At 51.9% G+C, this 26,162-nt stretch carries 22 protein-coding genes; 11 read left to right on the forward strand and 11 right to left on the reverse strand.

Annotation, left to right across the window (positions count from 1 at the left end):
* Positions 1-19: 19 nt before the first annotated feature.
* From dxs to xseB, 3 genes are read right to left on the reverse strand one after another with little or no spacing between them, the layout of a single operon-like run.
* Entirely contained in the window at positions 20-1,885 is a 1,866-nt protein-coding gene (gene dxs, locus ACQY6F_RS03370) for a 1-deoxy-D-xylulose-5-phosphate synthase (RefSeq protein ID WP_428772174.1), read from the reverse strand.
* 20 nt (positions 1,886-1,905) lie between these two features.
* A complete protein-coding gene (gene ispA, locus ACQY6F_RS03375) occupies positions 1,906-2,790 on the reverse strand; it encodes a (2E,6E)-farnesyl diphosphate synthase (RefSeq protein WP_428772176.1) in 885 nt (294 codons plus the stop codon).
* Positions 2,791-2,809: 19 nt separating this feature from the next.
* Entirely contained in the window at positions 2,810-3,052 is a 243-nt protein-coding gene (gene xseB / locus ACQY6F_RS03380) for an exodeoxyribonuclease VII small subunit (protein ID WP_428772177.1), read from the reverse strand.
* Between the two features lie 266 nt (positions 3,053-3,318).
* Between xseB and pomA the strand changes: the two genes are divergently transcribed.
* From pomA to rlmM, 7 genes are all read left to right on the forward strand, one after another.
* Positions 3,319-4,083 carry a flagellar motor protein PomA gene (gene pomA / locus ACQY6F_RS03385; protein ID WP_428772179.1) on the forward strand — a complete coding sequence of 255 codons (765 nt, stop codon included), beginning with the start codon at positions 3,319-3,321 and terminating at the stop codon, positions 4,081-4,083.
* Between the two features lie 10 nt (positions 4,084-4,093).
* Entirely contained in the window at positions 4,094-5,038 is a 945-nt protein-coding gene (locus tag ACQY6F_RS03390) for a flagellar motor protein MotB (RefSeq protein WP_428772181.1), read from the forward strand.
* Positions 5,039-5,206: 168 nt separating this feature from the next.
* Positions 5,207-6,655 (forward strand): tRNA uracil 4-sulfurtransferase ThiI, encoded by a 1,449-nt coding sequence (thiI, locus tag ACQY6F_RS03395; RefSeq protein ID WP_428772183.1) that lies wholly within the window; start codon positions 5,207-5,209, stop codon positions 6,653-6,655.
* A gap of 404 nt (positions 6,656-7,059) precedes the next feature.
* A complete protein-coding gene (locus ACQY6F_RS03400; protein ID WP_428772185.1) occupies positions 7,060-7,968 on the forward strand; it encodes a transcriptional regulator GcvA in 909 nt (302 codons plus the stop codon).
* The gene (locus ACQY6F_RS03405) at positions 7,961-8,587 is read left to right on the forward strand and encodes an alpha/beta fold hydrolase (protein WP_428772186.1); all 627 of its coding nucleotides are present in this window, start codon (positions 7,961-7,963) and stop codon (positions 8,585-8,587) included. The genes ACQY6F_RS03400 and ACQY6F_RS03405 overlap by 8 nt, the downstream gene beginning before the upstream one ends.
* The gene (locus ACQY6F_RS03410) at positions 8,574-8,969 is read left to right on the forward strand and encodes a DUF423 domain-containing protein (protein ID WP_428772188.1); all 396 of its coding nucleotides are present in this window, start codon (positions 8,574-8,576) and stop codon (positions 8,967-8,969) included. The genes ACQY6F_RS03405 and ACQY6F_RS03410 overlap by 14 nt, the downstream gene beginning before the upstream one ends.
* Positions 8,966-10,057, forward strand: a complete 1,092-nt coding sequence (gene rlmM / locus ACQY6F_RS03415; RefSeq protein ID WP_428772190.1) for a 23S rRNA (cytidine(2498)-2'-O)-methyltransferase RlmM — start codon at positions 8,966-8,968, stop codon at positions 10,055-10,057. Before ACQY6F_RS03410 ends, rlmM begins: the two co-directional genes overlap by 4 nt.
* A gap of 87 nt (positions 10,058-10,144) precedes the next feature.
* Here the strand turns inward: rlmM and xni are convergent, their stop codons facing one another.
* The 5 genes from xni to queF form a co-directional block, all read right to left on the reverse strand.
* A complete protein-coding gene (xni, locus tag ACQY6F_RS03420; RefSeq protein ID WP_428772191.1) occupies positions 10,145-10,921 on the reverse strand; it encodes a flap endonuclease Xni in 777 nt (258 codons plus the stop codon).
* Between the two features lie 59 nt (positions 10,922-10,980).
* The gene (gene ppnN, locus ACQY6F_RS03425) at positions 10,981-12,354 is read right to left on the reverse strand and encodes a nucleotide 5'-monophosphate nucleosidase PpnN (protein WP_428772193.1); all 1,374 of its coding nucleotides are present in this window, start codon (positions 12,352-12,354) and stop codon (positions 10,981-10,983) included.
* A 195-nt stretch (positions 12,355-12,549) separates the two neighbouring features.
* On the reverse strand, positions 12,550-14,121 hold the full coding sequence (locus ACQY6F_RS03430; protein ID WP_428772195.1) for a GGDEF domain-containing protein: 1,572 nt from the start codon (positions 14,119-14,121) through the stop codon (positions 12,550-12,552).
* 111 nt (positions 14,122-14,232) lie between these two features.
* Positions 14,233-16,506: a tetratricopeptide repeat protein gene (locus tag ACQY6F_RS03435; RefSeq protein WP_428772196.1), complete on the reverse strand. Its 2,274-nt coding sequence runs from the start codon at positions 16,504-16,506 to the stop codon at positions 14,233-14,235.
* A 29-nt stretch (positions 16,507-16,535) separates the two neighbouring features.
* Entirely contained in the window at positions 16,536-17,381 is an 846-nt protein-coding gene (queF, locus tag ACQY6F_RS03440; protein ID WP_428772197.1) for an NADPH-dependent 7-cyano-7-deazaguanine reductase QueF, read from the reverse strand.
* A gap of 170 nt (positions 17,382-17,551) precedes the next feature.
* Here queF and syd point away from each other — a divergent pair, with 170 nt between their 5' ends.
* Both syd and ACQY6F_RS03450 read left to right on the forward strand, forming a co-directional pair.
* The gene (gene syd, locus ACQY6F_RS03445) at positions 17,552-18,097 is read left to right on the forward strand and encodes a SecY-interacting protein (protein ID WP_428772198.1); all 546 of its coding nucleotides are present in this window, start codon (positions 17,552-17,554) and stop codon (positions 18,095-18,097) included.
* 2 nt (positions 18,098-18,099) lie between these two features.
* Positions 18,100-18,879, forward strand: a complete 780-nt coding sequence (locus tag ACQY6F_RS03450) for a Zn-ribbon-containing protein (protein ID WP_428772199.1) — start codon at positions 18,100-18,102, stop codon at positions 18,877-18,879.
* Between the two features lie 24 nt (positions 18,880-18,903).
* On the opposite strand, the gene ACQY6F_RS03455 is transcribed toward ACQY6F_RS03450, so the two are convergent.
* Positions 18,904-19,785: a TraB/GumN family protein gene (locus ACQY6F_RS03455; RefSeq protein ID WP_428772200.1), complete on the reverse strand. Its 882-nt coding sequence runs from the start codon at positions 19,783-19,785 to the stop codon at positions 18,904-18,906.
* Positions 19,786-20,321: 536 nt separating this feature from the next.
* Here ACQY6F_RS03455 and ACQY6F_RS03460 point away from each other — a divergent pair.
* Entirely contained in the window at positions 20,322-21,026 is a 705-nt protein-coding gene (locus ACQY6F_RS03460; RefSeq protein WP_428772202.1) for an oligogalacturonate-specific porin KdgM family protein, read from the forward strand.
* A 71-nt stretch (positions 21,027-21,097) separates the two neighbouring features.
* Here the strand turns inward: ACQY6F_RS03460 and ACQY6F_RS03465 are convergent, their stop codons facing one another.
* Positions 21,098-21,541, reverse strand: coding sequence for a DUF411 domain-containing protein (locus ACQY6F_RS03465; protein WP_428772203.1), 444 nt, complete (start codon positions 21,539-21,541; stop codon positions 21,098-21,100).
* A 10-nt stretch (positions 21,542-21,551) separates the two neighbouring features.
* Positions 21,552-24,341, reverse strand: coding sequence for a copper-translocating P-type ATPase (locus ACQY6F_RS03470; RefSeq protein ID WP_428772205.1), 2,790 nt, complete (start codon positions 24,339-24,341; stop codon positions 21,552-21,554).
* Positions 24,342-24,636: 295 nt separating this feature from the next.
* On the opposite strand from ACQY6F_RS03470, the gene gltX reads away from it, so the two are divergent.
* A complete protein-coding gene (gltX, locus tag ACQY6F_RS03475; protein ID WP_428772217.1) occupies positions 24,637-26,061 on the forward strand; it encodes a glutamate--tRNA ligase in 1,425 nt (474 codons plus the stop codon).
* The last annotated feature ends 101 nt before the right edge of the window (positions 26,062-26,162 follow it).

Raw genomic sequence — 26,162 nt, forward strand, 5'->3', positions numbered from 1 at the left:
TTTGTGTCTCAAAGCAAGATTACTTTTCCAGGTAAGTGCGGATGGAGTATTCAATACCCGCCGCATCTAAGCCCAGCTCCTGATGCATTTCTTCCTGGCTGCCTTGAGCGATAAACCGATCCGGCAGACCCAGATTCTGCACCGGTTTGGCAATTTTCTCGCTCATCAGGTATTCAGTCACTCCTGAGCCTGCGCCGCCAGCGATGGCGTTCTCTTCTAACGTCACCAACACATCATGGTCGGCGGCCAGTTGCTTAATCAGCGCCTGGTCAAGCGGCTTGACAAAGCGCATGTCGGCTACGGTGGCATCCAGCACTTCAGCAGCCTGGATGGCATTGGGCAGCAGAGTACCAAAGCTCAGGATGGCAACTTTTTGTCCCTGACGCACTACGCGGCCTTTACCGATTTCTAAAGCAGTGAAGTCACTTTCCAGTGGCGTGCCACAACCATTGCCGCGCGGGTAGCGTACTGCCGTCGGCCCCTGATGCTGGTGGCCAGTGTAGAGCATCTGGCGACACTCATTTTCGTCACTCGGTGCCATCACCACCATGTTTGGGATACAACGCAGGAAGCTGAGATCAAACGCGCCCTGGTGAGTCTGACCATCAGCGCCGACGATACCGGCCCGGTCGATGGCAAACATCACCGGCAGGTTCATGATCGCCACATCGTGGATCAGTTGGTCATAGCCGCGCTGCAAAAAGGTCGAGTATATTGCCACAATCGGGTGATTGCCTGCGATGGCCATACCGGAAGCAAGCGTGACCGCGTGCTGCTCCGCAATCGCCACATCGAAATACTGCTCCGGATACTCTTTGGAAAAACGTACCATGCCCGAGCCTTCGCGCATCGCCGGCGTAATCGCCATCAGCTTGGGATCTCGGGCCGCCATGTCGCAGAGGAAATCGCCGAAGATCTTGGAGAAGGTTGGACGGTTGTTATTGCTTTTCGGCAGGCTGGTATGGTTCGGGTCAAACTTAGGCACGCCGTGGTAGCCGATCGGATCTTTTTCCGCCGGCTCATAGCCTTTGCCTTTTTTGGTCATGATATGCAGAAACTGAGGACCTTTCAGTTCGCGCATATTTTTCAGTGTCTTGACCAGCTCGTTGACATCGTGACCATCGATTGGGCCGATGTAGTTGAAACCCAGTTCTTCAAACAGGGTGCCCGGAACCACCATGCCTTTGAGGTGTTCTTCTGTGCGGCGTACCAGCTCTTTAATCGGCGGGACTCCGGACAGCACTTTTTTGCCGCCTTCACGGATAGAAGTATACAGGTTTCCTGACAGCAGCTGCGCCAGGTGATTGTTCAGCGCCCCAACGTTTTCGGAAATCGACATTTCGTTGTCATTGAGGATCACCAGCATATCCGGATGAATATCGCCGGCGTGGTTCATGGCTTCAAACGCCATCCCTGCGGTGATCGCACCGTCGCCGATCACACTGACGACTTTACGGTTTTTACCTTCTTTTTTCGCGCTGATTGCCATACCTAACGCGGCGCTGATCGAGGTGGAGGAGTGACCGACAGATAAGGTGTCGTACTCGCTCTCTTCACGCCATGGGAAAGGGTGCAGCCCATCTTTCTGACGAATTGTTGGCAGCTGTTCGCGGCGGCCGGTCAGAATCTTATGCGGATAAGCCTGGTGACCAACGTCCCAGATCAGTTGATCAAAAGGTGTTTGGTAAACGTAATGCAGTGCCACGGTCAGTTCAACGGTGCCGAGACCCGATGCCAGGTGGCCGCTCGACTGGCTGACGGAGTTAAGCAGGTAAGTGCGTAATTCGTCGCACAGTGCGGGCAATGTTTCTTTTGGCAAGCTACGGAGCTCATCCGGCAAATTAGCCAGTGCCAAAGTAGGATATTTAGAAATATCAAGAGTCATATAAATGCGCGCTTATAGTGTTAATTTTTGCGCTCGATGACATATCGGGCGAACGCTTCAAGTAACTCTGTATTGTAAGGGATTGCTTCCAGCGCTTGAAGCGCTTCATCCAACAGAGCATGAGCTTTTTGCTGAGCGCCTTCCAAACCGAGTAAGGCCGGGTAGGTACTCTTGTGCAGTTGTTGATCCGAACCCTGGGGTTTGCCCAGCGTTTCGGTATCACTAATGATATCCAGAATATCGTCCTGAACCTGGAAGGCCAGACCGACAGCTTCTGCATACTGTTCCAGTTGCGGCAGAATGGCCACGCCTTTCTCTCCCGCGGCATAAGCACCAAGTTTAATGGCAACTTTCATCAATGCCCCGGTCTTAAAACGGTGGATCTGTTCCAATTGCGCCAAAGCAACCGAGCGGTTTTCTGCTTCCAGATCGAGCGCCTGACCCATGCACATGCCTTGTGCGCCAGACGCGCTGGCCAGGCTCTGGATCATGGTGATTCGATACCTTTCCGCCACTTCAGCCAATGGCCCTTCAGCCAGAATGGAAAAAGCCAGTGTTTGCAAGGCATCACCGGTCAAGATGGCAGTGGCTTCGTCAAACTGGATGTGGCAGGTGGCTTGACCCCGGCGCAGGTTATCATCGTCCATGGCCGGCAGATCGTCGTGGATCAGCGAGTAGGCGTGGATACACTCTACAGCCGATGCCGGGGTATCCAAATCGGTTAATTCACAGCCCAGCATGGTGCCAGTCGCGTAGACCAGGTAAGGACGGGCGCGTTTGCCGCCCAGCAGTAAACCGTAACGCATTGCTTCGATCAGCCGTTGCTGTTGATGCGGTAGTTGGTTCAGCCACAGATTCAGTTGCTGATTATTGCGTTCCTGGTAGGTGGATAATGCCGTTAGCATTGAATCTTCATTCTCTCAATTATTCTGCCGGCGGTTGAAACTCGCTCAGCGGAGCTTCATCGTCATTTTGCAATAAAATACTGATACGTTGTTCTGCATCGTGCAGTTTAGCCTGGCCTGCTCGTGCCAGTGCGATGCCGCGTTCAAAATTTTTCAACGCATCGTCGAGGGCCAGTTCGCCATTTTCAAGTTGTTCAACCAAACCATCGAGCTCTTCGAGGGTGGCTTCGAACGTCATGTTTTCGGGTTTCTTACTAGCCATAATCTGTCGAGTTTGCTAATGATGGGGGAAAGTTACCTTAGGGCGTAGGCTTGGTCAAATTTAACCAGGTAAATTTGTCGGAAAAGTCGATACCTGCAGAAGATGTGCCAGCCGCCGCTTTATTTGCGGCCCAATAGCGTTCATAAAAGAGTCAAAACAGCATCTACTGCCGTTTGTGTGAAGAGCGTAGTAAGAAAGTAATTAAAGAATAGAGTATCTTGCCGATATAATTCGAGAGAAGAAAAAGATTGCATGAGGAGTGCTTTGTGGATTTAGCAACGCTGATAGGGCTGATAGGTGGCTTTGCTTTTATCATCATGGCGATGATTTTGGGCGGCAGCATGATGATGTTCTTCGATGTGACATCAATTCTGATCGTCGTCGGCGGCTCAACCTTTGTGGTGTTGATGAAATTTACCATGGGGCAGTTTTTTGGCGCCGCCAAGATCGCCGGCAAAGCGTTTATGTTTAAGGCCGACAATCCGGAAGATCTGATCGCCAAAGTGGTTGAGATGGCGGACGCGGCGCGTAAAGGTGGTTTCCTGGCGCTGGAAGAGATGGAAATTTCCAACAGTTTCATGCAAAAAGGGATTGATTTGCTGGTAGACGGCCACGACGCCGACGTGGTTCGGGCGGCGTTGCAAAAAGACATCGCCTTAACCGATGAGCGCCACGAGCAGGGCTCGGGTGTGTTTCGTGCCTATGGTGATGTCGCGCCGGCGATGGGTATGATCGGTACCCTGATTGGCCTGGTGGCGATGCTATCGAACATGGATGACCCGAAAGCGATCGGTCCGGCGATGGCGGTGGCACTATTAACCACATTGTACGGCGCGGTGATGGCCAACATGTTGTTTTTCCCGATTGCCGACAAACTTTCGCTGCGCCGTGAGCAGGAAAAGCTTAACCGCCGTTTAATTATGGATGGCGTGCTGGCGATTCAGGATGGCCAGAACCCGCGCGTGATCGACAGCTACCTGAAAAACTACCTCAACGAAAGTAAACGTGCACTGGACGTAGATAACGAGTAAGGAGCACGGCATGGAACAACAACCCTGTAAATGTCCGCCGCCAGGGCTACCGCAATGGATGGGGACGTTTGCCGATCTGATGGCACTGTTGATGTGCTTTTTCGTCCTGCTGCTGTCGTTTTCAGAGATGGACGTTTTAAAATTCAAACAGATCGCCGGTTCAATGAAATTTGCGTTCGGGGTTCAGAATCAGCTGGAAGTGAAAGACATCCCCAAAGGTACCTCGATTATTGCCCAGGAGTTTCGTCCTGGCCGGCCTGAACCGACGCCGATCGATGTGATCATGCAGCAGACTATCGACATTACCCAGCAAACTCTTGAGTTTCATGAGGGAGAGTCTGACCGGGCTGGTGGTACACAACGTGAGTTAGGCGACCTGACTGGTGGTCAGTCACCGGAAACCTCCACTCAGGATAATCAGAACTCTCAGTCAGACAGCAACCAGCAGCAGTCTGCGCAGGCGATGTCAGACGAGATGGAAGCCTTGCTGGAAAGCATCAAGAAGGCACTGGCGCGGGAAATCGATCAGGGAGCGATTGAAGTGGAAAACCTCGGTCAGCAGATTGTAATTCGAATCCGCGAGAAAGGGGCGTTCCCGGAAGGTTCGGCATTCCTGCAGCCAAAATTCCGACCTCTGGTGCGCCAGATTGCTGAACTGGTTAAGGATATTCCCGGTATCGTGCGGATATCTGGCCACACCGATAACCAGCGGCTTGATTCGGAGCTGTATCGTTCTAACTGGGATCTGTCGTCGCAGCGTGCCGTTTCCGTGGCGCAAGAGATGGAAAAAGTGCGCGGTTTCTCCCACCAGAGATTACGCGTACGCGGTATGGCCGATACTGATCCGCTCGGGCCGAACGACACCGAATTACAACGCTCCCGCAACCGTCGGGTTGAGATCAGCATCATGCAGGGCGAACCGCTGTTCAGTGAAGAAGTCCCTGTGGTGCGCTAACCCGGCATCGACAGATAAAAAGGCGAGTCTGATGGCTCGCCTTTTTTCTGCCGGCAAGCTCATGTATAATCTTGCGCCCTTAGCCTGGCAGTGACTTCCCGCGGCAATTTGCTTGCAGTGCGAAACGTGGCCAGAGATACAGCGATAACTTAAGTTGCGAATTTAACTATGAAATTTATTGTAAAGCCCCATCCAGAGATTTTTGTAAAAAGTGAATCGGTCCGTAAGCGCTTCACAAGGATTTTAGAGTGCAATATTCGTAATATTCTTAAGAACCGGACGGAAGCGGTGGCGGTGTTTAACCGTCGTGACCATATCGAGGTGACGGCTCAGGATGACCGCTACTACGAGGAAACACTGCAAGTGCTGACTCACACGCCGGGTATCCACCATGTGCTGGAAGTGCAGCAGTCGCAGTTTACCGATATGCACGATATCTACCTGCAGGTACTGAAACTGAACCGCAGTAAAATCGAAGGCAAAACTTTTGTGGTGCGGGTTAAGCGTCGTGGTAAGCATGACTTCACCTCCATTGAGCTGGAGCGATATGTCGGCGGCGGGCTGAACCAGTCGGTCGAAACGGCCAAAGTGAAGCTGCAAAACCCGGACGTAACCGTCAATATCGAAATTTCCGGTGAACTGCTTAACCAGGTTATCGCCCGCCATAAAGGCCTGGGTGGTTTCCCGCTCGGCACACAGGAAGATGTACTGAGCCTGATCTCCGGTGGCTTTGATTCTGGCGTATCCAGCTACCTGCACATTAAACGCGGCTCGAAAACCCATTACTGCTTCTTTAATCTGGGCGGTCCGGCGCATGAGATCGGCGTGAAACAGGTGGCCCACTACCTGTGGAACAAATACGGCTCCTCGGCCAAAGTGAAATTCATCGCGGTGGATTTTGAACCGGTCGTGGCAGAGATCCTGGAAAAAGTCGACGACGGTCAGATGGGTGTGGTACTGAAACGCATGTTTATGCGCGCCGGTGGCATGGTGGCGGAAAAATTCGGTATTCAGGCGCTGGTGACCGGCGAAGCGCTGGGCCAGGTGTCCAGTCAGACTCTGACCAACCTGCGTCATATAGACGGCGTTACGGATACCCTGATCCTGCGTCCGCTGATCAACTGGGACAAAGAAGACATCATCGATTTAGCCCGCGTTATTGGCACCGAAGACTTTGCCAAGACCATGCCGGAATATTGTGGTGTGATCTCGAAGAAACCGACGGTCAAAGCGGTTAAAGAGAAGCTTGAGAATGAAGAAGCCAAGTTTGACTTCTCGATTCTGGACCAGGTGGTGTATAACGCGCGGGTGATGGACATTCGTGATATCGAAGCGGAAAGCCAGCAAGCGGCACCGGAAGTGGAACAGGTTCAGGCGGTAGAGCAACATGCGGTGGTACTGGATATCCGCAGCCCGGATGAAGAAGAGAACAATCCGCTGGAAATCGACGGTGTGGAAGTGCGTCACCTGCCATTTTACAAACTGGGTACCCAGTTTGGCGATCTGGACCAGTCGAAAAACTACCTGCTGTACTGCGATCGTGGTGTTATGAGTCGATTGCAGGCGTTGTACCTGCAGGAGCAGGGCTTCCAAAACGTCAAAGTTTACCGTCCGTAACCATTATAACCGTGACGATTTGATAAAAGCGCTGCCTGAGGGGAGCGCTTTTTTTATTGGCACAAACCGAACCAGGCGTGGTTTAGCTCCAATCTAGAGGCAAAAAAAAACACCGCCCAAAGGCGGTGCTCAAATTGACAGACAGGTCAAATAAAAATAAATACAGGAAGTATGAGTTTTGCTTCAGGGATGAAGAAACAAAACTTTGGTAGAAATCTACCTAACTCGAAAAACGAGTTTGCAAACACAACATCGCAACAACTAAACCTACTGATTCTGAGAGAATCAAGCCGTACAGGCTAGCGTTGCGGGGGGAAATATAGAATTTATCTGGTCGATAGACAACGGACAATTTATAATGTTTCAGATAAAAAAAACTAATCATAATTTTGCTGAGATTGGCTATGTCCCGAAGATTACCCCCACTGAACTCGCTCAAGGTGTTTGAAGCCGCTGCGCGGCATCTGAGTTTTACCCGTGCCGCAGAAGAGCTGTTTGTTACCCAGGCTGCCGTCAGCCATCAGATTAAGGCATTGGAAGAATTTCTTGGCTTAAAGTTATTTCGGCGCCGCAACCGCTCTTTGCTGTTAACCGAAGAAGGCCAGGGCTATTTTCTCGATATTAAAGATATTTTTTCTTCTCTCGCGGAAGCGACCGATAAAGTGCTGGAACGCAGCGAGAAAGGGGCGCTGACCATCAGCTTACCGCCGAGTTTCGCCATTCAGTGGCTGGTGCCGAGACTGGCCGATTTTAACCAGCGGGAACCGGAAATTGACGTTCGTATCAAAGCGGTGGATATGGCTGAAGGGTCGCTGACCGATGATGTTGATGTGGCGATCTATTATGGCCGCGGGAACTGGCCGGGCTTGCGTGCCGATAAGCTGTATCAGGAGTTTCTGATCCCGCTCTGTTCGCCTTCGCTGCTGCTGGGCACTAAGCCACTGGAATCATTAGCGGATCTAACTCAGCATACCCTGCTGCACGATACGTCACGCAAAGACTGGAAGCAGTTTGCCAAACATTACGGCCTGGAGGGGATCAACCTCAACCACGGGCCGATCTTCAGCCACTCGACCATGGTATTGCAAGCCGCTGCGCACGGCCAGGGGATTGCTCTGGGCAATAATGTGCTGGCTCAGCCGGAGATTGAAGCCGGACGGCTAATCGCACCGTTTGACCAGGTGTTGGTCACCAAGAATGCGTTCTATGTGGTGTGCCATGAAAAGCAGGCGGACATGGGCCGTATTGCCACCTTCAGAGACTGGATGATCGCCAAAGCGCAGAGTGAACAGGAGGAACTGCTGGATGACTGAATATCGCCATGACGGACAACAGGGCGACCCTCTGTTTATTTTTGCCCATGGCGCCGGAGCGGACATGGACCACGAGTTTATGAGCCTTGTTGCCTCAGAGTTAGCCAAACACGGCATTCGGGTGCTGCGGTTTAATTTCCCCTACATGGTCAAACGGGCTGAAGACGGCAAAAAGCGCCCGCCTGACAGAGCGCCCAAGCTGCTGGAAGCCTTTGCTCAGGTCATTGAACAACAGGGTGACCGACCGGTGGTGATCGGCGGAAAATCTATGGGAGGACGCATGGCCAGTCTGCTCAGTGACCATCCGCAGGTGGCCGGTATTGCCTGCCTCGGCTTTCCGTTCCACCCGCCGGGTAAAGCGGACAAATGGAAAGGGGATCACCTCACCACCATCGACAAACCGACCCTGATTCTGCAGGGGGAGCGGGATACGTTTGGCAATCGCGAGGAGCTCGAACCGATCGCGTTCAGTTCTGCGGTGAGTATGCACTGGCTGGCGGATGGCGACCACAGTTTCAACCCCCGGAAGCGTTCAGGTTATACCCTGGAACAAAATATCGAGCAGGCGGCTGAAAAACTGGCCGGGTTTATTGATGAGGTTTACCATGCGCAGTCGTAACTTTCTCGCCATCGGTGGCCTGTTCGCCGGACTGGGCGTTGCTTTGGGGGCTTTTGCCGCTCACGGCCTGAAAAGCCTGTTATCTCCGGCGATGATTGAGGTGTTCAATACCGGTGTGCTCTATCAGATGCTGCACGCGCTGGCCATCATCGCATGCGCGTTGCTAGTGCGCCTGGGCGGTCAACGGGCGGAAAAATATTTTTTCATTGCGGCAATTTGCTTTATCATCGGCGTCCTTTGTTTCAGCGGCAGCTTATACGCGCTGGCGCTGACGGGAATGAAATGGTTTGGTCCGATCACCCCTCTGGGCGGGCTTAGCTTTATTCTTGGTTGGGGAAGTTTTGTCTTCGCTGCAATTCAGATCAATGAGGAGAACAAGTGAAACAGTTAATGATCTATTGCCGGGCCGGTTTTGAAAAAGAGTGCGCCGGTGAAATCCAGGATAAGGCGACCCAGCTGGAAGTGTATGGTTTCCCCAGAGTGACCAACAACAGCGGCTATGTGCTGTTTGAGTGTTATCAGGATGGTGATGCGGCCAAGCTGGTCAGCCAGCTGGATTTTCAGAGCCTGATTTTCGCCCGGCAAATGTTTGCGGTAGCCGCCGAGTTCAGCCAGTTGCCGAGCGATGACCGCATTTCGCCGATCCTGACTGAGCTGGCTGACTGCGAAGCCTTGCCGCGCTGTGGTGACCTGCGTATCGAGACTCCTGATACCAACCAGGCGAAAGAGCTGCTGAAATTCTGTCGCAAGTTTACCGTCCCTATGCGCCAGGCCCTGCGAGGCAAAGGCATCCTGCTGCAAAAAGACAATCCGAAAAAACCGGTACTGCATATCTGCTTTGTGGCACCGGGACACTGCTATGTCGGTTATTCGCTGACTCAGAACAACTCAGCGTTCTTTATGGGGATCCCGCGGCTGAAGTTTCCGGCCGACGCGCCGAGCCGTTCGACGTTAAAACTGGAAGAAGCATTCCATGTGTTTATTCCCCGTGAACAGTGGGACGAACGTTTGGCGCCCGGGATGTGGGGGGTCGATCTGGGTGCCTGTCCGGGTGGCTGGACCTATCAGCTGGTCAAGCGCTCGATGTTTGTCCACTCGGTGGACAACGGCATGATGGCCGACAGCCTGATGGAAACCGGCCAGGTTAAACACCACCAGGAAGATGGCTTTAAATTTGAACCGGCGCGTAAGAATGTCACCTGGCTGGTGTGTGACATGATCGAAAAGCCGTCCCGGGTTGCTCAGTTGATGGGGGAGTGGCTGATCCGCGGCTGGGCCAAGGAAGCGATATTCAACTTAAAACTGCCGATGAAAGGCCGTTATGACGAAGTGCTGGAAGACATTGAAAACCTCAAGCTGTTCTTGATCGAAAACAAGGTCAAATTCAAGCTGCAGGCCAAGCATCTCTACCATGACCGGGAAGAGATCACCGTGCACGTTCAGTCGCTGTCCAATATTTCGCCCCATTAATGACCGCGGCGACGCAAGCGAGATATAAAAAAACACCACCGCAGCCGGTGGTGTTTTTACATCCGTAATTCGTTGGCTTCTGCCCGGTCAGCGAGATGGCGGATGATAGCGAATATCCTGCAGGTTAAAGCCCAGCTCGATATCGGTTTTCAGCGTCGCCAACTGTTTGCAGATTCTGGCGGCGTCGATATCGGCGAGCAGCTTTTTGCGGTATTTCTCTGCCAACTGATCGCTGGCATAGGCCTGCTCGATATCGTTGAATTGATTGAGTATCTCTTTGGCCGCTTTCGGACCTATCCCTGCCACGCCCGGTACCTGACTGGAGCTGATACCCACCAGGCCCCAGTAATCCGCCAGTTGTTCAGGCTTAACGCCAAACTCTTTTTCCACAAACGGCGCATCAAGCCAGCGATGCTGAAAGTAATCACGGATTTGCAGTGTCGGTGACAGCAGCTGACAGTAGCCTTTGTCGGTCGAGATGATGGTCACCTTTTCGCCGTGACTGGCCACTTTCACCGCCAGGGTCGCGACCAGATCGTCCGCTTCATCTCCTTCGGACAACAGTGAATCGATACCCAGCTCCCACCAGGCCTGTTGAATCGCATCTAAGCCCCGCAGCAACGGCTCCGGCATCGGTTTGCGGTTTTGCTTGTACTGCGGCAGCAGTTCCGCCCGCCAGCCTCTGTCCTGCTGGTGGTGGTCAAATACTGCGATGATATGACTGGGCTGGGTTTCGTTGATGATTCGCGTCAGCGTGCGGGAGGTGGTTTCTATGGTGCGGGCAATATCTTCGCTGTCCGGCTGGGCAGAGTGGACCCGGCGAATCAGGTTTAGCGCATCAATAATAACCAGGTGAATCGACATAACAACAACTATAAAAAAAGGGCCAACTGGCCCTATTGTATTGAATCTGGACGGGAATGCTAGCCGGAAACCGTGGCAGCAGCGATTTGGTAGCAAGGTTCGTAGGCGCTGCCTCCCGGCAGTTTCATCCGGTTCTGGGCCACAAAGTCTTTTAACAGGCGGTCCATCTTGGCCATCAGCTCGGCATCGCCATCAAGAATGAAGGGGCCATTGAGCTCTATTTCACGGATGCCCTCCGCTTTGACATTGCCCGCGACGATGCCGGAAAAAGCCCGGCGCAGCGCGGCTGCCAAATTTTGCGGTGGCTGATCCAGATTAAGATCCAGCGTACGCATATTTTCGTGGTTAGGTTCAAACGGCAGCTGGAATTCCGGCTCAATTTTCAGCAACCAGTTAAAGCTGTATGCATCACCGGTTTCTTTACGGTGTTGACGCGCATTGATTGAGCCCTGTTTCATGATCTGGGCGACGGTAGACGGGTCATCAATGACGATCTGGTACAGTTTCTGAGCCTGTGTGCCTAGTGTCTCGGCGATAAAGGTGTCGATAGAGCGGAAATAGGCTTCGCTCTCTTTAGGGCCGGTCAGGACGATAGGCAGAGGCTGATCCTGGTTTTCCGGATGCATCATAATACCGAGCAGGTAGAGCAGTTCTTCTGCTGTGCCGGGGCCACCCGGGAAAATCACGATGCCGTGCGCCAGGCGTACAAAAGCTTCCAGACGTTTTTCAATGTCCGGCATGATCACCAGTTCGCTCACGATCGGGTTTGGCGGCTCGGCAGCAATAATTGAAGGTTCCGTCAAACCCAGATAGCGGCGCTCTGTATAACGTTGTTTGGCATGACCGATGGCGGCACCTTTCATCGGCCCTTCCATCGCGCCAGGTCCACAGCCGGTACAGATGTTCAGTTCGCGCAGGCCCAGTTGGCTACCCACTTCGCGGGTGTATTGATACTCAACCGGATTAATCGAATGGCCGCCCCAACAGACGATCAGGTTGGGCTCCTGACCCGGAATCAAAGATTGTGCATTGCGTAGAATTTTAAATACCCGATCGGTAATCTGGGCGGTGTCCGTCAGGTTGACGCTGCTACTGTCTGCCAAATGCATGTTGACATAGACAATATCGCGTAATACGGCAAACAGGTGTTCCTGAATACCCTTGATGATCTCACCGTCGACAAAGGCGTGCTCTGGTGGATCCGTTAGTTCCAGTTTAATGCCACGTTCACGGCGTAGCACGTTGACATCAAACGATAAATGTTTGTCCAGCAACTCTTTTGAGTTGTCGGAGTGAGCACCAGAGTTGAGCACCGCCAGGGTACAGTTGCGGTATAGCTGGTAAAGATCACTGGATGCGGTTTTTTTAAGACGCTCAACTTCAAGTTGAGACAAAAGGTTAAGACGACCGATAGGACTGATATTTGTGATCATTATGACCTCCTTATCATAGAGGGTAGGACAACCGACGCGACTCTCTCGCTGTTATTGGTTGGAGGTATTATTTAGCTTAGCAAATATTGAGCAAAAGAAAACATTTAACTACTTGAATTTACTGGATCAATGAGTTTTTCAGGCCGAAAGTCAGCGCTGATTAGTGGGAATGATAAACGGTATAGTTGGAGACGGTTACTTCCAGATACACTGGTTGTTGCCCTGCTGCTTCGCTTCTTTGATGCCACGGTTAATCCGTTCCATGATTTCTTCCGGCGTATCGGTGTCCTTAAAGCTGGTGCTGGATGCTGACAGGGTAATGGTGATGTTTTGATCGCGGAATTTGAACGGCAGCTCACTGACCTGACGCTGAATGGACTCAATCCGTTGCAGGGTTTCTTTATCATCCTGATCCGGGATCAGCACAATAAACTCTTCGCCGGAGAAGCGGGCGACGGTATCGGTATCCGTCAGTTCCTTTTTGATCGTCCGGGCGATAATTTTCAGCGCCTTGTCACCGGCAGTATAACCGAAACTGTCGTTAATCGCTTTAAACTTGTCGATGTCCATCAACACCACCCGCAGCGGATGCTGGCTGCGAATCCAGCGACGATATTCCAGCTCCAGACGATCATTAAAGGCGGTACGGTTATAAACTTTGGTGAGAGGATCCAGTAACATCCGCTGGGCCTGGTCGGCCAGCCGGCGACGATAGTCCTGAGTGATCTCAAACAGGGCTTCGACTTGCTGTTTGTTGTAAGCCATGCGCTCAATCAACGCCTGTTCACGCTGTTCGGCATGGTTGACCCGCTCGGAAAGCGAAGAGAGTTGTGACAGCAAAGGGGCGAGTGCGGATTTCAGCGTATCCAGCTGTTCGGCCTGATTGACGGTAGTGACCGTTTTGCCTACTAACTGGCTGAGTTCCTGATTAATTTCCTGGCGCTGGTCAAAATAGCTCTGACTTTGATCGACATTCTGACCACTGCTTTTCAGCGTGGTCGACAGCGAGCTGTTGACCTGCTCAAGAAACTGTTCGGAAGTTTTACGTTCAAAGTTAGTGCCTTCGATCACCAGCTTGAGTGTCTGCAGGGTCATTTCAAGCAAGGTGTGGGTATTTACCCCGAGCAGCAACTTGGCCCGGATATCACTGAGCAGATCGCCGGATTCGCCGTCAAAGTCCAGCTCGGTAATCAGGTTTTGCAGCTCGTTGCTTAGCTGCAGCAACAGCTCTTTGTCGCCCTGACTGTTCACTTCAGTAAAGCACTGGTCCGGATTGGCGGTGATGATTTTCATCGCCCGCTCATAGAGCGCCAGCAGTTTGATCGCCTGTTCGGCTTTCTCTGGATGAGTGGTGGCACAATAACTGAGCAGATCACGCAGATCGCGTTTGATTTTGGCGGGCAGGCCGGGTACTCGCAACAGCGTTTCGCCGCTGTGTTTTACCTGAGAATCGAGGTGGACGTTTTGTTTGTCCATCGCCAAAGACTGTTGATTAAGCATCCGTTCCAACACCGCTAGCCGTGGTATCAGGGCACTGATATCCAACTGTTGCTCTAACGCATAGCGCATCTCATCAAGGGCCTGGTTTAGTCGCAGGTTTTCACTGCCATTAGCGCATACAACGCTCAGCGAACTGATCAGTCGCTTTAACAACTTCTGTTCGCGCTCATATTTGAACGAGCTGTCACGTTGTGTCAAACGAACCTGTTCGAGCTGCGATTTCAGCTGATGCAGTTGAGATTGAATATCCTGTTCGAGAACGCCCATGAACCACTAACTAATGATGACAAGATCATCCGCTGATCTTATTGACTAATTAACTGATAATAACAAATAAATCCATACAGTCACCCGATATCAGGGCCGAACGGTCAGCATTTACTCATCTTTTAGCAGTTTTTTGATGCTCTCCTCATTCTGATACGAGGAGTGCACTTTAATAAGCCCCTGGCTGATCGCATGTTTGCAGGCCTTGCGTATGTCGCCGGTGGCCAGACTGGCAGCGGGGGCATTCTCAATCGCTTTGAGATAAACCCACTGACTGCAGTGCTCTTTCATACTGAGCGTGCGGGCGGCGCTGGTGGCCATCAGCAGCAAATCGAGCAGTTCTTTGTCGTTGATCGCGGTGTACGCTTTGGGCAGAAACGGGTAGTCCGCCATACCAACTCGAATACTGCGGTTCAGTGGCACGTCGGCCCTGAATTGATCAATCCAGCTCTGGAACTGCTGAAACAGCTCATCCGCTTCTCGCGGCGGTTCCCGGTTTGGCTCGATATAGAGCAGATTGGCATCCGAGAAGTGATAGATGCGCGCTTTAGGATCGAGTTTCTCTTTTATAAAATCGCCAAACGCTTTTTCCAGCTTCATCCCTTCGCTGTAGCCGTTTTGCAGATAGCTGTTGCGCAGGAAGGGCACATCGATCATCACAAAACGCAGCCGGTCATTGAGCGGTTCGTGAATCAACTCGCCGATATGCCAGCGTTCGAACCTGTCACTGCTGCGTCGCAGTGATGCCGGCAGTTTCGCATTTAACATCCGCAGGTTGCGTAAACCGGAGCGGGAGTGGGTAAACAGGGCTTCATTGAGCTCGCCAATTTCGTCTTTCTGCCGGCGCAGCACCTGACCACGGCGCAGCACTATCATCAGCAGCAATATTGTTGCGATAAACAGACCGAAGGCGATATTCTGAAATTTGCGATATTCGCGGTTCACTTTCTCCAGCTGTTGCTGCTGGCCGGTCAGGTGAAGTGTCTGTTCGACGAACTCTTTTTGCTGGCGAAACGCTTCTTCACTGATCAGGTTCAGCTGTTTCTGTTCGATGTTCGCCAGTGCGTTGTAACGTTTGAAGTGCTGTAGCGCCAGGTCGAACTGCTTACTCTGCTCATAGCCCAGATAGAGTACGTGGTGGGCCTTTTTCTCCAGATTGAGATTCTTCTCTGATCCGGCAATCTCCAGGGCCTGTCGGGCATCGCGTATCACCTGACCGGAATTCTTCTGATGGTATTGCAGCCCGGCCTGGAGCAGCAGAACCTGGGCTTTCAGGTTAGGAATATCGACGTATTCCAGTAACGCTCTTGCCCGGTCCAGATACTGTTCGGCTAACGGGAAATTGTACAGCTGCAGGTAAGTGGCGGCTAACGAGATGCGGACATCGATAATGTCTTCGACGTTTTCACGGGTACTTTCCAGGTCGACGACATTAAAGTAATGCACCAATGCCAGGTTGTAACGGCCTTGCTGAAAGTAAACGTCGCCCATGTCTTTTAACACATCGGCCAGAATTGGCGAGGCTTCGTAGTCGTCATAAAAGTCGGCGGCCTGAGAAAGGTGCTCCAGGGCTTTGTCCAGCACCTGACGCTGATAGAACAGCTTGGCTAGCAGCCGGTTAACTTCCGCCAATTGGGCGCTGGAGTTATCTTCCACCGCGGTCCAGTAACTCAGCAGCAGTTCGGACAGCGCCAGATTGTACTTTTGCATCCGCAGCCAGTGCTGTCCAAATAACATGTGGTAACTGATGGCCGTGAGCGATGATTTGTTTTCTGTCGCATAAGGTCTGGCCCGTTCGAAGTATTCCAGAGCTAATCTGTCCTGGCCAGACTGAGAGGCAATTTCTGCCTGTAAAATGGTGATGCCGTAACTGGTCTCTGCGGCCATATGACGCAACTCAGGTTCGTCTATGTCACTGAGCTGCATAGCGACCGTTTCCAGATCAGCCAGCGCTCTGGCGCCATCCTGATTGTTTAACCAGCGCAGTTTGATGCGCAGTACCCGGACATCGATCGCCAGGTAGGACTGCTGATAGAGTTCAGCCAGTCGTTCAGCGTCTTCAAGCTTGTTCAGAGCCACATTGAAGTTGCCGAGGTTAAATTCTGCCCGGGCAAGGATTTGCAGTGCCACTATGGTGCGGGTCGGTGAGCGGAAACGACTGTCACTGTCGTCGCGATTGACATTGCTGGGGCCGTTTTCCACTTTATCGCTCAGCTTACGCTGGCTGAGATAGTTGCTGATCAGCTGTTTGCTCTGCGTCGGGACAATTTCCGCCAACCCATCTGCTTCATTAAGTATGGTGGACGAATGGCGGGCGTTGGCCCAACTGAGTGCCGGTATCAGTAGCCACAGAGAGAAAAACCAAGCCCAGCGCCTGTTCATCATGCTGATCGAATCCTTTAGTTCAAGACGAGTTATTGACGAGCCATACGCGCGTTAGTGTCTGGCTGTGCGGAAATGGATGAACGGAATGGGTTAATGTCCAGACCGCCACGCCTCGTATAGCGAGCATACACCGACAACTGTTGCGGATGGCAATACTTCATGATGTCGGTGAAAATACGTTCGACACACTGTTCGTGAAACTCATTGTGTTCGCGGAATGATACCAGATAGCGTAGCAGAGCCTCCCGGTCGATTTGTTGACCTTGGTAATGGATCTCGACACTGCCCCAGTCGGGCTGATTGGTGATCAGACAGTTAGATTTCAGCAGGTGACTGTGCAGGCACTCGTCGACCACTTCTCCCTTGGCGGCATTTTCCAGCCATTTCGGGTCAAACTGATATTCATCGATACGGATGTCCTGATCGTCGATGCATTCACCGGCCATGGTCACAATCTGGCTGTTGGTGTAGTCCGTAACCGCTTTTACCGCCACGGTAACGGCTTCACCGGCACATTGAGATAAGTCCTGGCGTAGCGTCTGTTCCACCTGTTGCCAGCTGTCAAAACGGGTCTGGTTAAAACTGTTCAGGTACAGTTTAAACGATTTGGACTCGATCAGGTTGGGGCTGGTGGCGGGAATCGATACTTCACCAATGGCAACCTGAGGCAGCCCGTTGGCGTTCAGCCAGGACAGTTCATACAGGGTCCAGATATCACAGCCCTGAAACGGCAGTTCGTTGCCCAGTTCCAGATCATCGCGGTTCAGGCTACGTGGTACCGGTTGCAGCAGCTCCGGCTGATACTGGCTGGCGTAATCGGTCTTTTGACCCAGTGTCAGGCCGGCCAACTCTTTGGCATCGGAATATTTGCTCATACTTTGTCTTTATTTCGATTAGAATACGCAGAATTTTACGCAATCCGCTCGAAACTGTCATTATTAGAAGAAGTTTCTCGCTTCATGCTGCCTTTATTGTGTCGAATCTGATTGAGCCGAGTCAGCGAAGGTCGCATTGAGCTAACCCAATTAACGTTAACGGAGTATATATGTCGCATCAAGTTGCCCGGGAATTGTGGTCATTCAGCGAACGATTTCAGCAGGCCCATCAGCGGCTCCATGACTGTTTACCCTGCAGTGAAGATCTGGCAGATATGGATTCACCCTGCGCGCAGCAGATGGTAGCTCACGGCGTCGAGTGGCAAGCAGTTGCCCGGGAAATCCCGGCTGATTTCAGTAATGTGGAGCAGGGCATTGAGCTGAGCCTGCATGAAGACATCAAGGCGTTTTATGGCAGCCAGTACAGCGCGGATATGAATGCTAGCTGGAACGGTACTGAATTAACTCTGCTGCAGGTCTGGAGTGACGACGATTTTGTCCGGCTGCAGGAAAATATCCTGGGTCATCTGGTTACCCAGCGTCGTTTAAAGCTGAAGCCGACGGTGTTTATCGCTGCACTGGATGCCGAACTGGACGTGATCTCGATTTGTAACCTGACGGGCCAGGTGATTCTGGAGCAACTGGGGTCGAATAAGCGTCAGGTGCTGGCTGACAATGTCAGCGAGTTTCTACAACAGCTACAGCCTGCGGTCTGATTATGTACGTAGTAGAACTGCAATTTGAGTGTTTCGACAACACTACGCTATCTGCGGTCGACAAAGCCATCAACGGCTTGATGGATGCGCTGCGTTATAACGGTCAGGTACTGGGCCGGGAATTTCCAATCGTGATGAATGAGGCTACTTTCACGGTACGTGCGGTCTGCCCGGAGCAGGATGCATTGCACCCGGACTACCATTCGGACTATGTCAGAGTATGCCTGAAAAGATTGTCCGACGCCTGTCTGCTGGCACCGAAAGTGAAGCTGTTGGGCCGGGATCTGAATTCAGAACAAGCGGCCGAAGAGCAGACGCCGAGCTGGCAGGTACTTTACACCACTTATGTCCACACCTGTTCACCGCTGCGCAGTGGTGAAACCTTACTGCCGATCCCGTTATACCGTAATCCGCCGACGCTGAACGGCGATCATAAAGCGGTGATCAAGTGGCAGACTGAGTGGCAGGCATGTGATGAACTGCAAATGGCGGGGGCGTGCCGTGCGGAACACGCGGCGCTCCATGAAATATGCGACGCAGACAGCGTGCTGTTTCGTCGCGGCTGGGACTTACGCGGCCGGATTGAATATCTGACCAAAATTCCGACCTACTATTACCAGTATCGTGTTGGCGGTGAGAGCTTAGCCGCAGAGCAGGCGCGCCGCTGTCCTAAATGTGGTGGTGAATGGTTGCTGGACCAGCCACTGCACGATATTTTTCATTTCAAATGCGACGATTGCCGCCTGGTCTCCAACATTTCCTGGGATCATTTGAAAGACTAGTGAAGCGCTTACCTCTGCCGGGCGCTATTGCGGTTCGGCAGAGTAATCAAAGTCACATTCGGCGCGCTTGCTGACCGAACGTTGCTCCACTTTAAAACCTTGCTGTTCCAGCAGCGCGATTAAGTTGTTTTCACCAATCAGATGCAGCGTCCCAACCACCACCGTATACTGGCCGCCGTTTTCGGGGAACAGCTGGTCACTGGCCAGTTTCCGGGCCCAGTCTAGATTGCGTTGCTGAATAAACTGTTGTTCAAACTGGTCGGACAGTTCGGTTAACTGTCGGAATCGCTCCAGATTGTCCAGATCGCCCGCCTGCCAGCTCTGAATCAGGCACTCAGTGCCCTGATCGAGGAAGTGGTATTCCTGCAACACATCCAGCAACAGTTCTTTGTTGCCTTCCGGTTGGTTCGCTAACAGATCAATCTGAAACTGCAGCGGTTCAAGAGCAAGCCGGGGTACGTTGTGCTGCGCGGCCTGACGGATCAAGGTGACATCCACACCGTAATGGGCGAAGTAGCCCTGCTTTTCCATCTGAGCAATCTGAATCGCCAGCGCTGTTGCCCATGGCGCAGACGCCATCAAAGTCTGACGGTTCAACTGCAACTCTTCGATGATCTCTGCCAGCTGCTGCTGTTGATCTGCAGTTAACACATCCTGGCTGGTTACCGTAACATCCGGGTATTGAACCTGACTGGCCTGATTGAGATCGGTTTCGATCACCAGTCCATTGCTCTGGCGTAAAAATTCGCTGATGTATGAGGGAAGCGGATACATACTGGGCTTGCCGACATGCACTGAACCTGTGATCAAAAGTTGCAGCGGCGGGCGGCTGGCGAGCCAGTAAAGGGGTTCTGCGAAACTGTTGAAACTGACCAAAAGCGGTAGCAATAAAATCCATAGACGCATGATATCCCCTAAAATTTGCTGTTTATTCCTTGACGCAGTGTAACGGAATTTGCCGCTATTGGAGAGCCTGACCGGCACCGTTTCGCGAAAACAACCGTGGTACGCTCTGCGAAAACATATCGTTTTGTTCCTGTTTGTTGCTGGTGCAGCTGTGATCTAAGTCGCCTTTTGTCTGGCTTGTCCTGTTGCCAACCTAAAATTAACTCAAAACAGTGAGATCTGGTCACTTGCTGGCTGCTATAGATATCAATTGCTGTTGATATACATCACATTCACGATTTTTTATTCTTTTTTATTGATAGGTAACTCATTGATCCCAATGGTTTAAATATCTTTTTGTTTTTTGTGATTTGAACTCACTCGCAGTTCATACCTCGCCAATTTTCTCACCCCGATAAATTTCGCACTATCTAGCCGCCAGGAAGGCAATTCAGTTACTCGCGATAGACAAACGCGATCCAAGACTGCGGTCCAGCATCAACGGAAGTTACTAACCAATCCGCAGCGACATTTAAAAGGTAAAAAGGCACAACAGTATGAAAAAAGTTATCGCGTTAAGCGCCGTTTCCCTGGCGTTTGCTTCCAGTGCAATGGCGTCATCGTCTTATGTAACCGGCAACATCCAGTTCCACAATGAAACCAATCCTAAAGCGACCTCTACCCTGGAAGCCGGTCATACTTTTGATAGCGGTACCACACTGCTGACTGAATTTGATGGCATTGGTCTGGGGGAATACACCCAGAACGGTGAAGCGGTACGAGGCGAGACCAGCGCAGTAGGTGTGACACTGGGTGTCGAACAGGCATTCAGCATCAATGATAATCTCTGGGTTGCTGCCGGTTATCATCACCTGATGCGCAACGGCAAAGCGTGGCAATATCGTCCGCTGGTTAAAGTGGGCTATAACTTTGACAACGGACTGTACATCTCAAACCGTACCCGTCTGCATTATGATGCTGAAGATGGTGCGACGAAAAACGATTTGGTGACCACCCGTTTTGATAATGCGATCGGTTACCAGTTTGTGGACCAACCACTGAACCTGAAGTACAACAACGTATATCAGCGCAACGATAACCGTGCCAATACCATGGATCACGAACTGCGTGCTACCTGGACTCGTGAAGGCGTTCAGCCTTACTTTGAGCTGCGTAGTCAGGGCCACGGCGCCAAACTGGCTAACGGTGACGATGCCAAAGTGAATACCGCGTTAGTGTTTGGTGCCTCTTACGGCTTCTAATAATGGCTATCAGATCCGATAAAAAAGCCTGGCAAAACTGCCAGGCTTTTTGATTTCTGAGCAACCCGTGGTTACTGATTACCCTCGTAATGACGGTATTCAAATGTCTGACCACGGTCATTGAAAGCGTAAACCGAGTAGCTGTCTTTTTTATCGTCGTAATCCATACCTGGAGAACCCATCGGCATACCTGGTGCGGCTAGACCACGCGCGTTTTTAGGTGGGTTAGCTAGGAACGCTTTGATGTCCTCTGCCGGAACATGCCCTTCAAACACATAGCCATCAATCACGGCAGTGTGGCAAGAAGCCAGACTAGGGGTAATACCGAATTTTTCTTTGACTGGGTTCATGTTCTTATGCAGCTCTTCCCTAACGGTAAAGCCGGCATTCTCCATGTGCTTCGTCCATTCACTGCAACAGCCGCAATATGGTGACTTGTGGTTAATGACATCGGCCGCCAATGCGTTGCCAGCAAATGCAGTCAGTAGTGTCAGAGATAAAGTAGCAAGTTTCATCGGGACCTCTCTAAGAATGAATAGTTGTTTTGAATAATCGTAGACGGTTAGCGTTGCTTACGACAGTAATAGAGGAGAGCGCCATGGCGGCTCCTGCTACGACCGGGCTGAGCAAAAATCCGAACAGCGGGTATAAAACGCCGGCTGCAATGGGAATGCCTAGGGTGTTATAAACAAATGCCCCCAGTAAATTCTGTTTCATGTTTTTCACGGTGGCTTTGGACAACTCGATCGCTTTCGCTACCGCAACAGGGGAAGAATTAAGCACCGTCATCTGGGCGCTCTCTATTGCCACATCACTGCCGCTGCCCATCGCGATGCCGATATCTGCCAGTGCTAACGCAGGGGCATCGTTGACGCCATCGCCTATCATGGCCACTTTGCGCCCCTGCTGCTGAAGCTCTTCAATGTGTTTGGCTTTTTCATCAGGCAGAACCTCGGCAATGACCTGCTCGATTCCCAGTTCCTGAGCGATTGCGTTGGCTACCGCCTGGTTATCACCGGTTAACATCACTGGCGTGATATGCTGGCGCTTGAGCGCCTCTACCGCCGTTTTAGCGTCGGCTTTGATCGGATCGGCGATGGCAATGATCCCCAGCAACTGCTCATTCAGAGATACGGCGACTGGAGTCCAGGCTTTCTGAGTACACTCGTCAAGCGCCGCTTGCCCCTGGCTGACGTCCACACCGGATTGTTTGAGGTATTTCACCGAGCTGACCAGCATGGACTGGCCATCCACCTGACCAGAAACCCCTTTACCCTGCAAGTTTTTAAACTGGCTGATGGTTTTGCTGCTGATGTCCTGTTGCTCGGCATACTGGCATATCGCTTTCGCCAGGGGATGCTCGGACTGGCGTTCAGCGCTGTAAGCCAACTGCAGTAGCTGGTCTGTCTCACCCTCAACGGTAAACACCTGCTGCACTTTCGGCTGTCCTTCGGTCAGGGTGCCGGTCTTATCAAATACCACGGTATCTACCTGACTGGCTGATTGCAGTACATCGGCGTCTTTAATCAATATCCCCAGTTCCGCGGCTTTACCGATGCCAACGGTAACCGACAGCGGTGTGGCCAGCCCTAATGCGCAAGGACAGGCGATGATCAGTACCGTAGTGGCGACCACCAACATGTAACTTGCTTTGGGATCCGGGCCGACGCTGTACCAGACCAGGGCGGAAAAGATGGCTATTGCCACTACCACAGGTACAAATACCGCAGAAATCTGGTCTGCCAATCTGGCCATGGCCGGCTTACTGCTTTGTGCCTGACGAACCATGTTGATGATTCGCGACAACATGGTATTGCTGCCTACGCCAGTTGCTTCGATGACCAGACTACCATCCTGATTCAAAGTACCGGCAGAGACGTCGTTGTCACGCTGTTTGAAGGACGGAATCGGTTCACCGGTCAGCATGGATTCGTCTATGTAGGACTCACCTTCCAACACTTTACCGTCGACCGGGATCTTTTCGCCCGGTTTGATGCGTAACTTCCAACCCTGCTGGATAGCTTCGACCGCGATGACTTTGTCACCCTGGTCACTGACCAGAGTCGCCTGCTGTGGCTGCAGGTTAATCAGAGCCTGCAACGAGCGGGTGGTTTTGGCTTTCGCTTTGGCTTCAATGTAATGACCGAGTGAGATCAAACCGATGATCATCGCACTGGCTTCAAAATAGACGTGGCGGGAAGCCAGGGGGAACCACTGCGGAAACAGTACCACCAGCATCGAAAACAGCCAGGCGGCGCCGGTACCGAGGGCTACCAGGGTGTCCATGGTGGCCCGGCGGTGCTGTAATGCCTGCCAGGCGTTGCTGAAAAATGAACGGCCTGCGGTGGCAAGCAGCCATAAACAGATAAGTCCAATCGTGCCCCAGATATACTGATCCTGCGGGGTATGAATCATCATATTGCCGCCGAACACACCCCAGGCCATCAGGGGCACCCCGATCACTATCCCCATCGCCGCACTGCGCTTATGGTGCTGCTGCTGCTCTTGTTGCTGTTGCAACTGTCTTTGCTGCTGGGTGGAGAGGTCTTCGATCACTTCTGCCTGGTAGCCCGCCTGTTGCACGCTGGCAACCAGAGCATCGATCACCTGTGGGCTGGGCTGATCGGTAAACACCAGCGCCGACTGCTCCGCCAGGTTCACCTGAGCCCGGCTGACGGAATCAACCGATTGCAGTGCTTTTTCTACTGAGGAGACGCAGCTGGCGCAGGTCATTCCGCCTATTAGCAGGTGGATGGCATTGGGATTTGAAGGTTCGGCAGCTTCGGGGCTGTCGCTGGCTTGAGCCTGCTGCTCGTCTACGGTTTCACTGGCACTTTTTTTGGCCTCCGCGGCATGCTGCTCTTGCTGTTTGGCCTGTGCCTCGGCTGGCTGTGCGCTTTCATCTGCGCTGACAGTATCGCTATCTTGTTCTGCCGCCAATTGTGCCTGGTAACCTAAGCTGGCCACCAGTTGCTGAATCTCTTCTACGGAAAGCAGGGTATAGAGGCTCAATGATGTTTTGCTGACTTCAAACTGGCCGATTTCAGCTTGCTGCTCGAGCAACTGAGTCAGTTTGTTCACGCAGCCGCCACAGCTCAACCCCGTCAGGGTGAACTGATAATGATAGCCAGCCTGGTAACCGAGCGACTCTACACTGGTGGCGATCTGCTTAAAGCTCGCATCACTATTTAGGGTAACACTGGTGGGCGAAAGCTGGTCTATGGTCGCCTGATGATCCGCATGTATCTGTCGCTCAACCTTACGGGCGCAACCCATACAATTCAGACCAGTCAGCGGTATTTTCATCTGATTCATAACCCATCCCTCACTATTCAGTATTAACGAGGATAAACCTTACCTCAAGGGTAAGGTCAAGCTAATCGTCCGATTAAATATTGCTATTGATGTATGGAGCGATTTTTAATACTTAATTATATAAATAACATATAGTTATGTTTGCCCTCATGCCGCTGCCTGGTCGTTGTTACAAGCCGGTAACTTATCTGTGCAATCGACAATTGTAGTTAAAGTGGTGCAGGTGCTAGAATACCGCCAATTTCGACTCTTTGCTGCTCAGTCAGCGGCCTCTATCGACAAAGGTAAATCAATAATGACGGTGAAAACTCGTTTTGCTCCAAGCCCGACCGGCTTTCTTCATGTGGGCGGTGCCCGCACCGCTCTCTATTCTTGGCTGTATGCCAAAAACCAAGGCGGCGAATTTGTACTTCGTATCGAAGATACCGATCTTGAACGTTCTACTCCGGAAGCTGTCGATGCCATTCTGGAAGGTATGAGCTGGCTTGGCCTGGAATGGGATGAAGGCCCATACTACCAGACCAAACGATTTGACCGTTACAATGAGATGGTGGACAAACTGCTGGCGGAAGGCAAAGCATACAAATGCTATGCATCCAAAGAGTTGTTGGATGAAGTTCGTGCTGAGCAGGAACAGAACAAACAGATGCCACGCTACGATGCCAATCATCCAAAAATCAAAGCGGCCAACGACGCAGCTGAAGAAGGTCAACCTTGTGTGATCCGCTTCCGCAACCCGACAGAAGGCAGCGTGGTGTTTGATGACCAGATCCGTGGTGAAATCGAAATCCGCAATGATCAGCTGGATGATCTGATTATCCGTCGTACCGATGGTTCTCCAACTTACAACTTCTGCGTTGTGGTGGATGACTGGGATATGGGCATCACCCATGTCGTACGTGGTGAAGACCATATCAACAATACGCCTCGTCAAATCAACATTTACCAGGCGCTGGGTGCACCGGTTCCGACTTTCGCTCACTGTGCGATGATCCTGGGTGATGATGGTGCCAAATTGTCTAAACGCCACGGTGCCGTTTCGGTAATGCAGTACCGCGATGAAGGCTACCTGCCTAATGCCCTGAACAACTACCTGGTACGTCTGGGCTGGTCTCACGGCGATCAGGAAATTTTCTCGATGGAAGAGATGATCGAGCTGTTTAGCCTGAATGCCATTTCCAAGTCGGCATCGGCATTTAACACCGACAAACTACTGTGGTTGAACAACCACTACATTAAAACGTCTGATCCAGAATATGTTGCGAAGCACCTGCAATGGCACCTGGACCAGCGCGGTATGTCTCTGGACAACGGTCCGGCCATTACCGAGGTAATTAAACTGGTTGGTGAACGTTGCAATACTCTGGTTGAGCTGGCTGATCAGATTGGTTACTTCTACCAGGACTTCTCTGAGTTCGATGCGGCTGCAGCGAAAAAACATCTGCGCGGTGTCGCTAAGCAGCCTCTGGAATTGGCACTGGCTAAAGTTGAAGCTCTGGCTGAATGGAACACGGCTGCGCTGCACGGTGTGATTGAGCAGGTGTGTGCTGAGCTGGAAATCGGTATGGGTAAAATTGGTATGCCGCTGCGTGTTGCGGTTACCGGTGGCGGTCAGTCTCCGTCTGTGGATGCCGTTATGACTCTAGTCGGCAAAGAGCGTGTAGTCGCACGCATCAAAATGGCACTGGCCTTTATCGCTGACCGCGAAGCGAATGCTTAAATCTTAGCCTGACTTTTTTGCTTTCAAAGCCGCAGCATTGACTGCGGCTTTTTTTCGTTCTAAGCCTGCCATTTCTGTCACTGCTGATAATTTCCCGCCAC

Origin of the sequence: Vibrio sp. (assembly GCF_050299255.1) — a bacterium.
Taxonomy (GTDB): domain Bacteria; phylum Pseudomonadota; class Gammaproteobacteria; order Enterobacterales; family Vibrionaceae; genus Vibrio.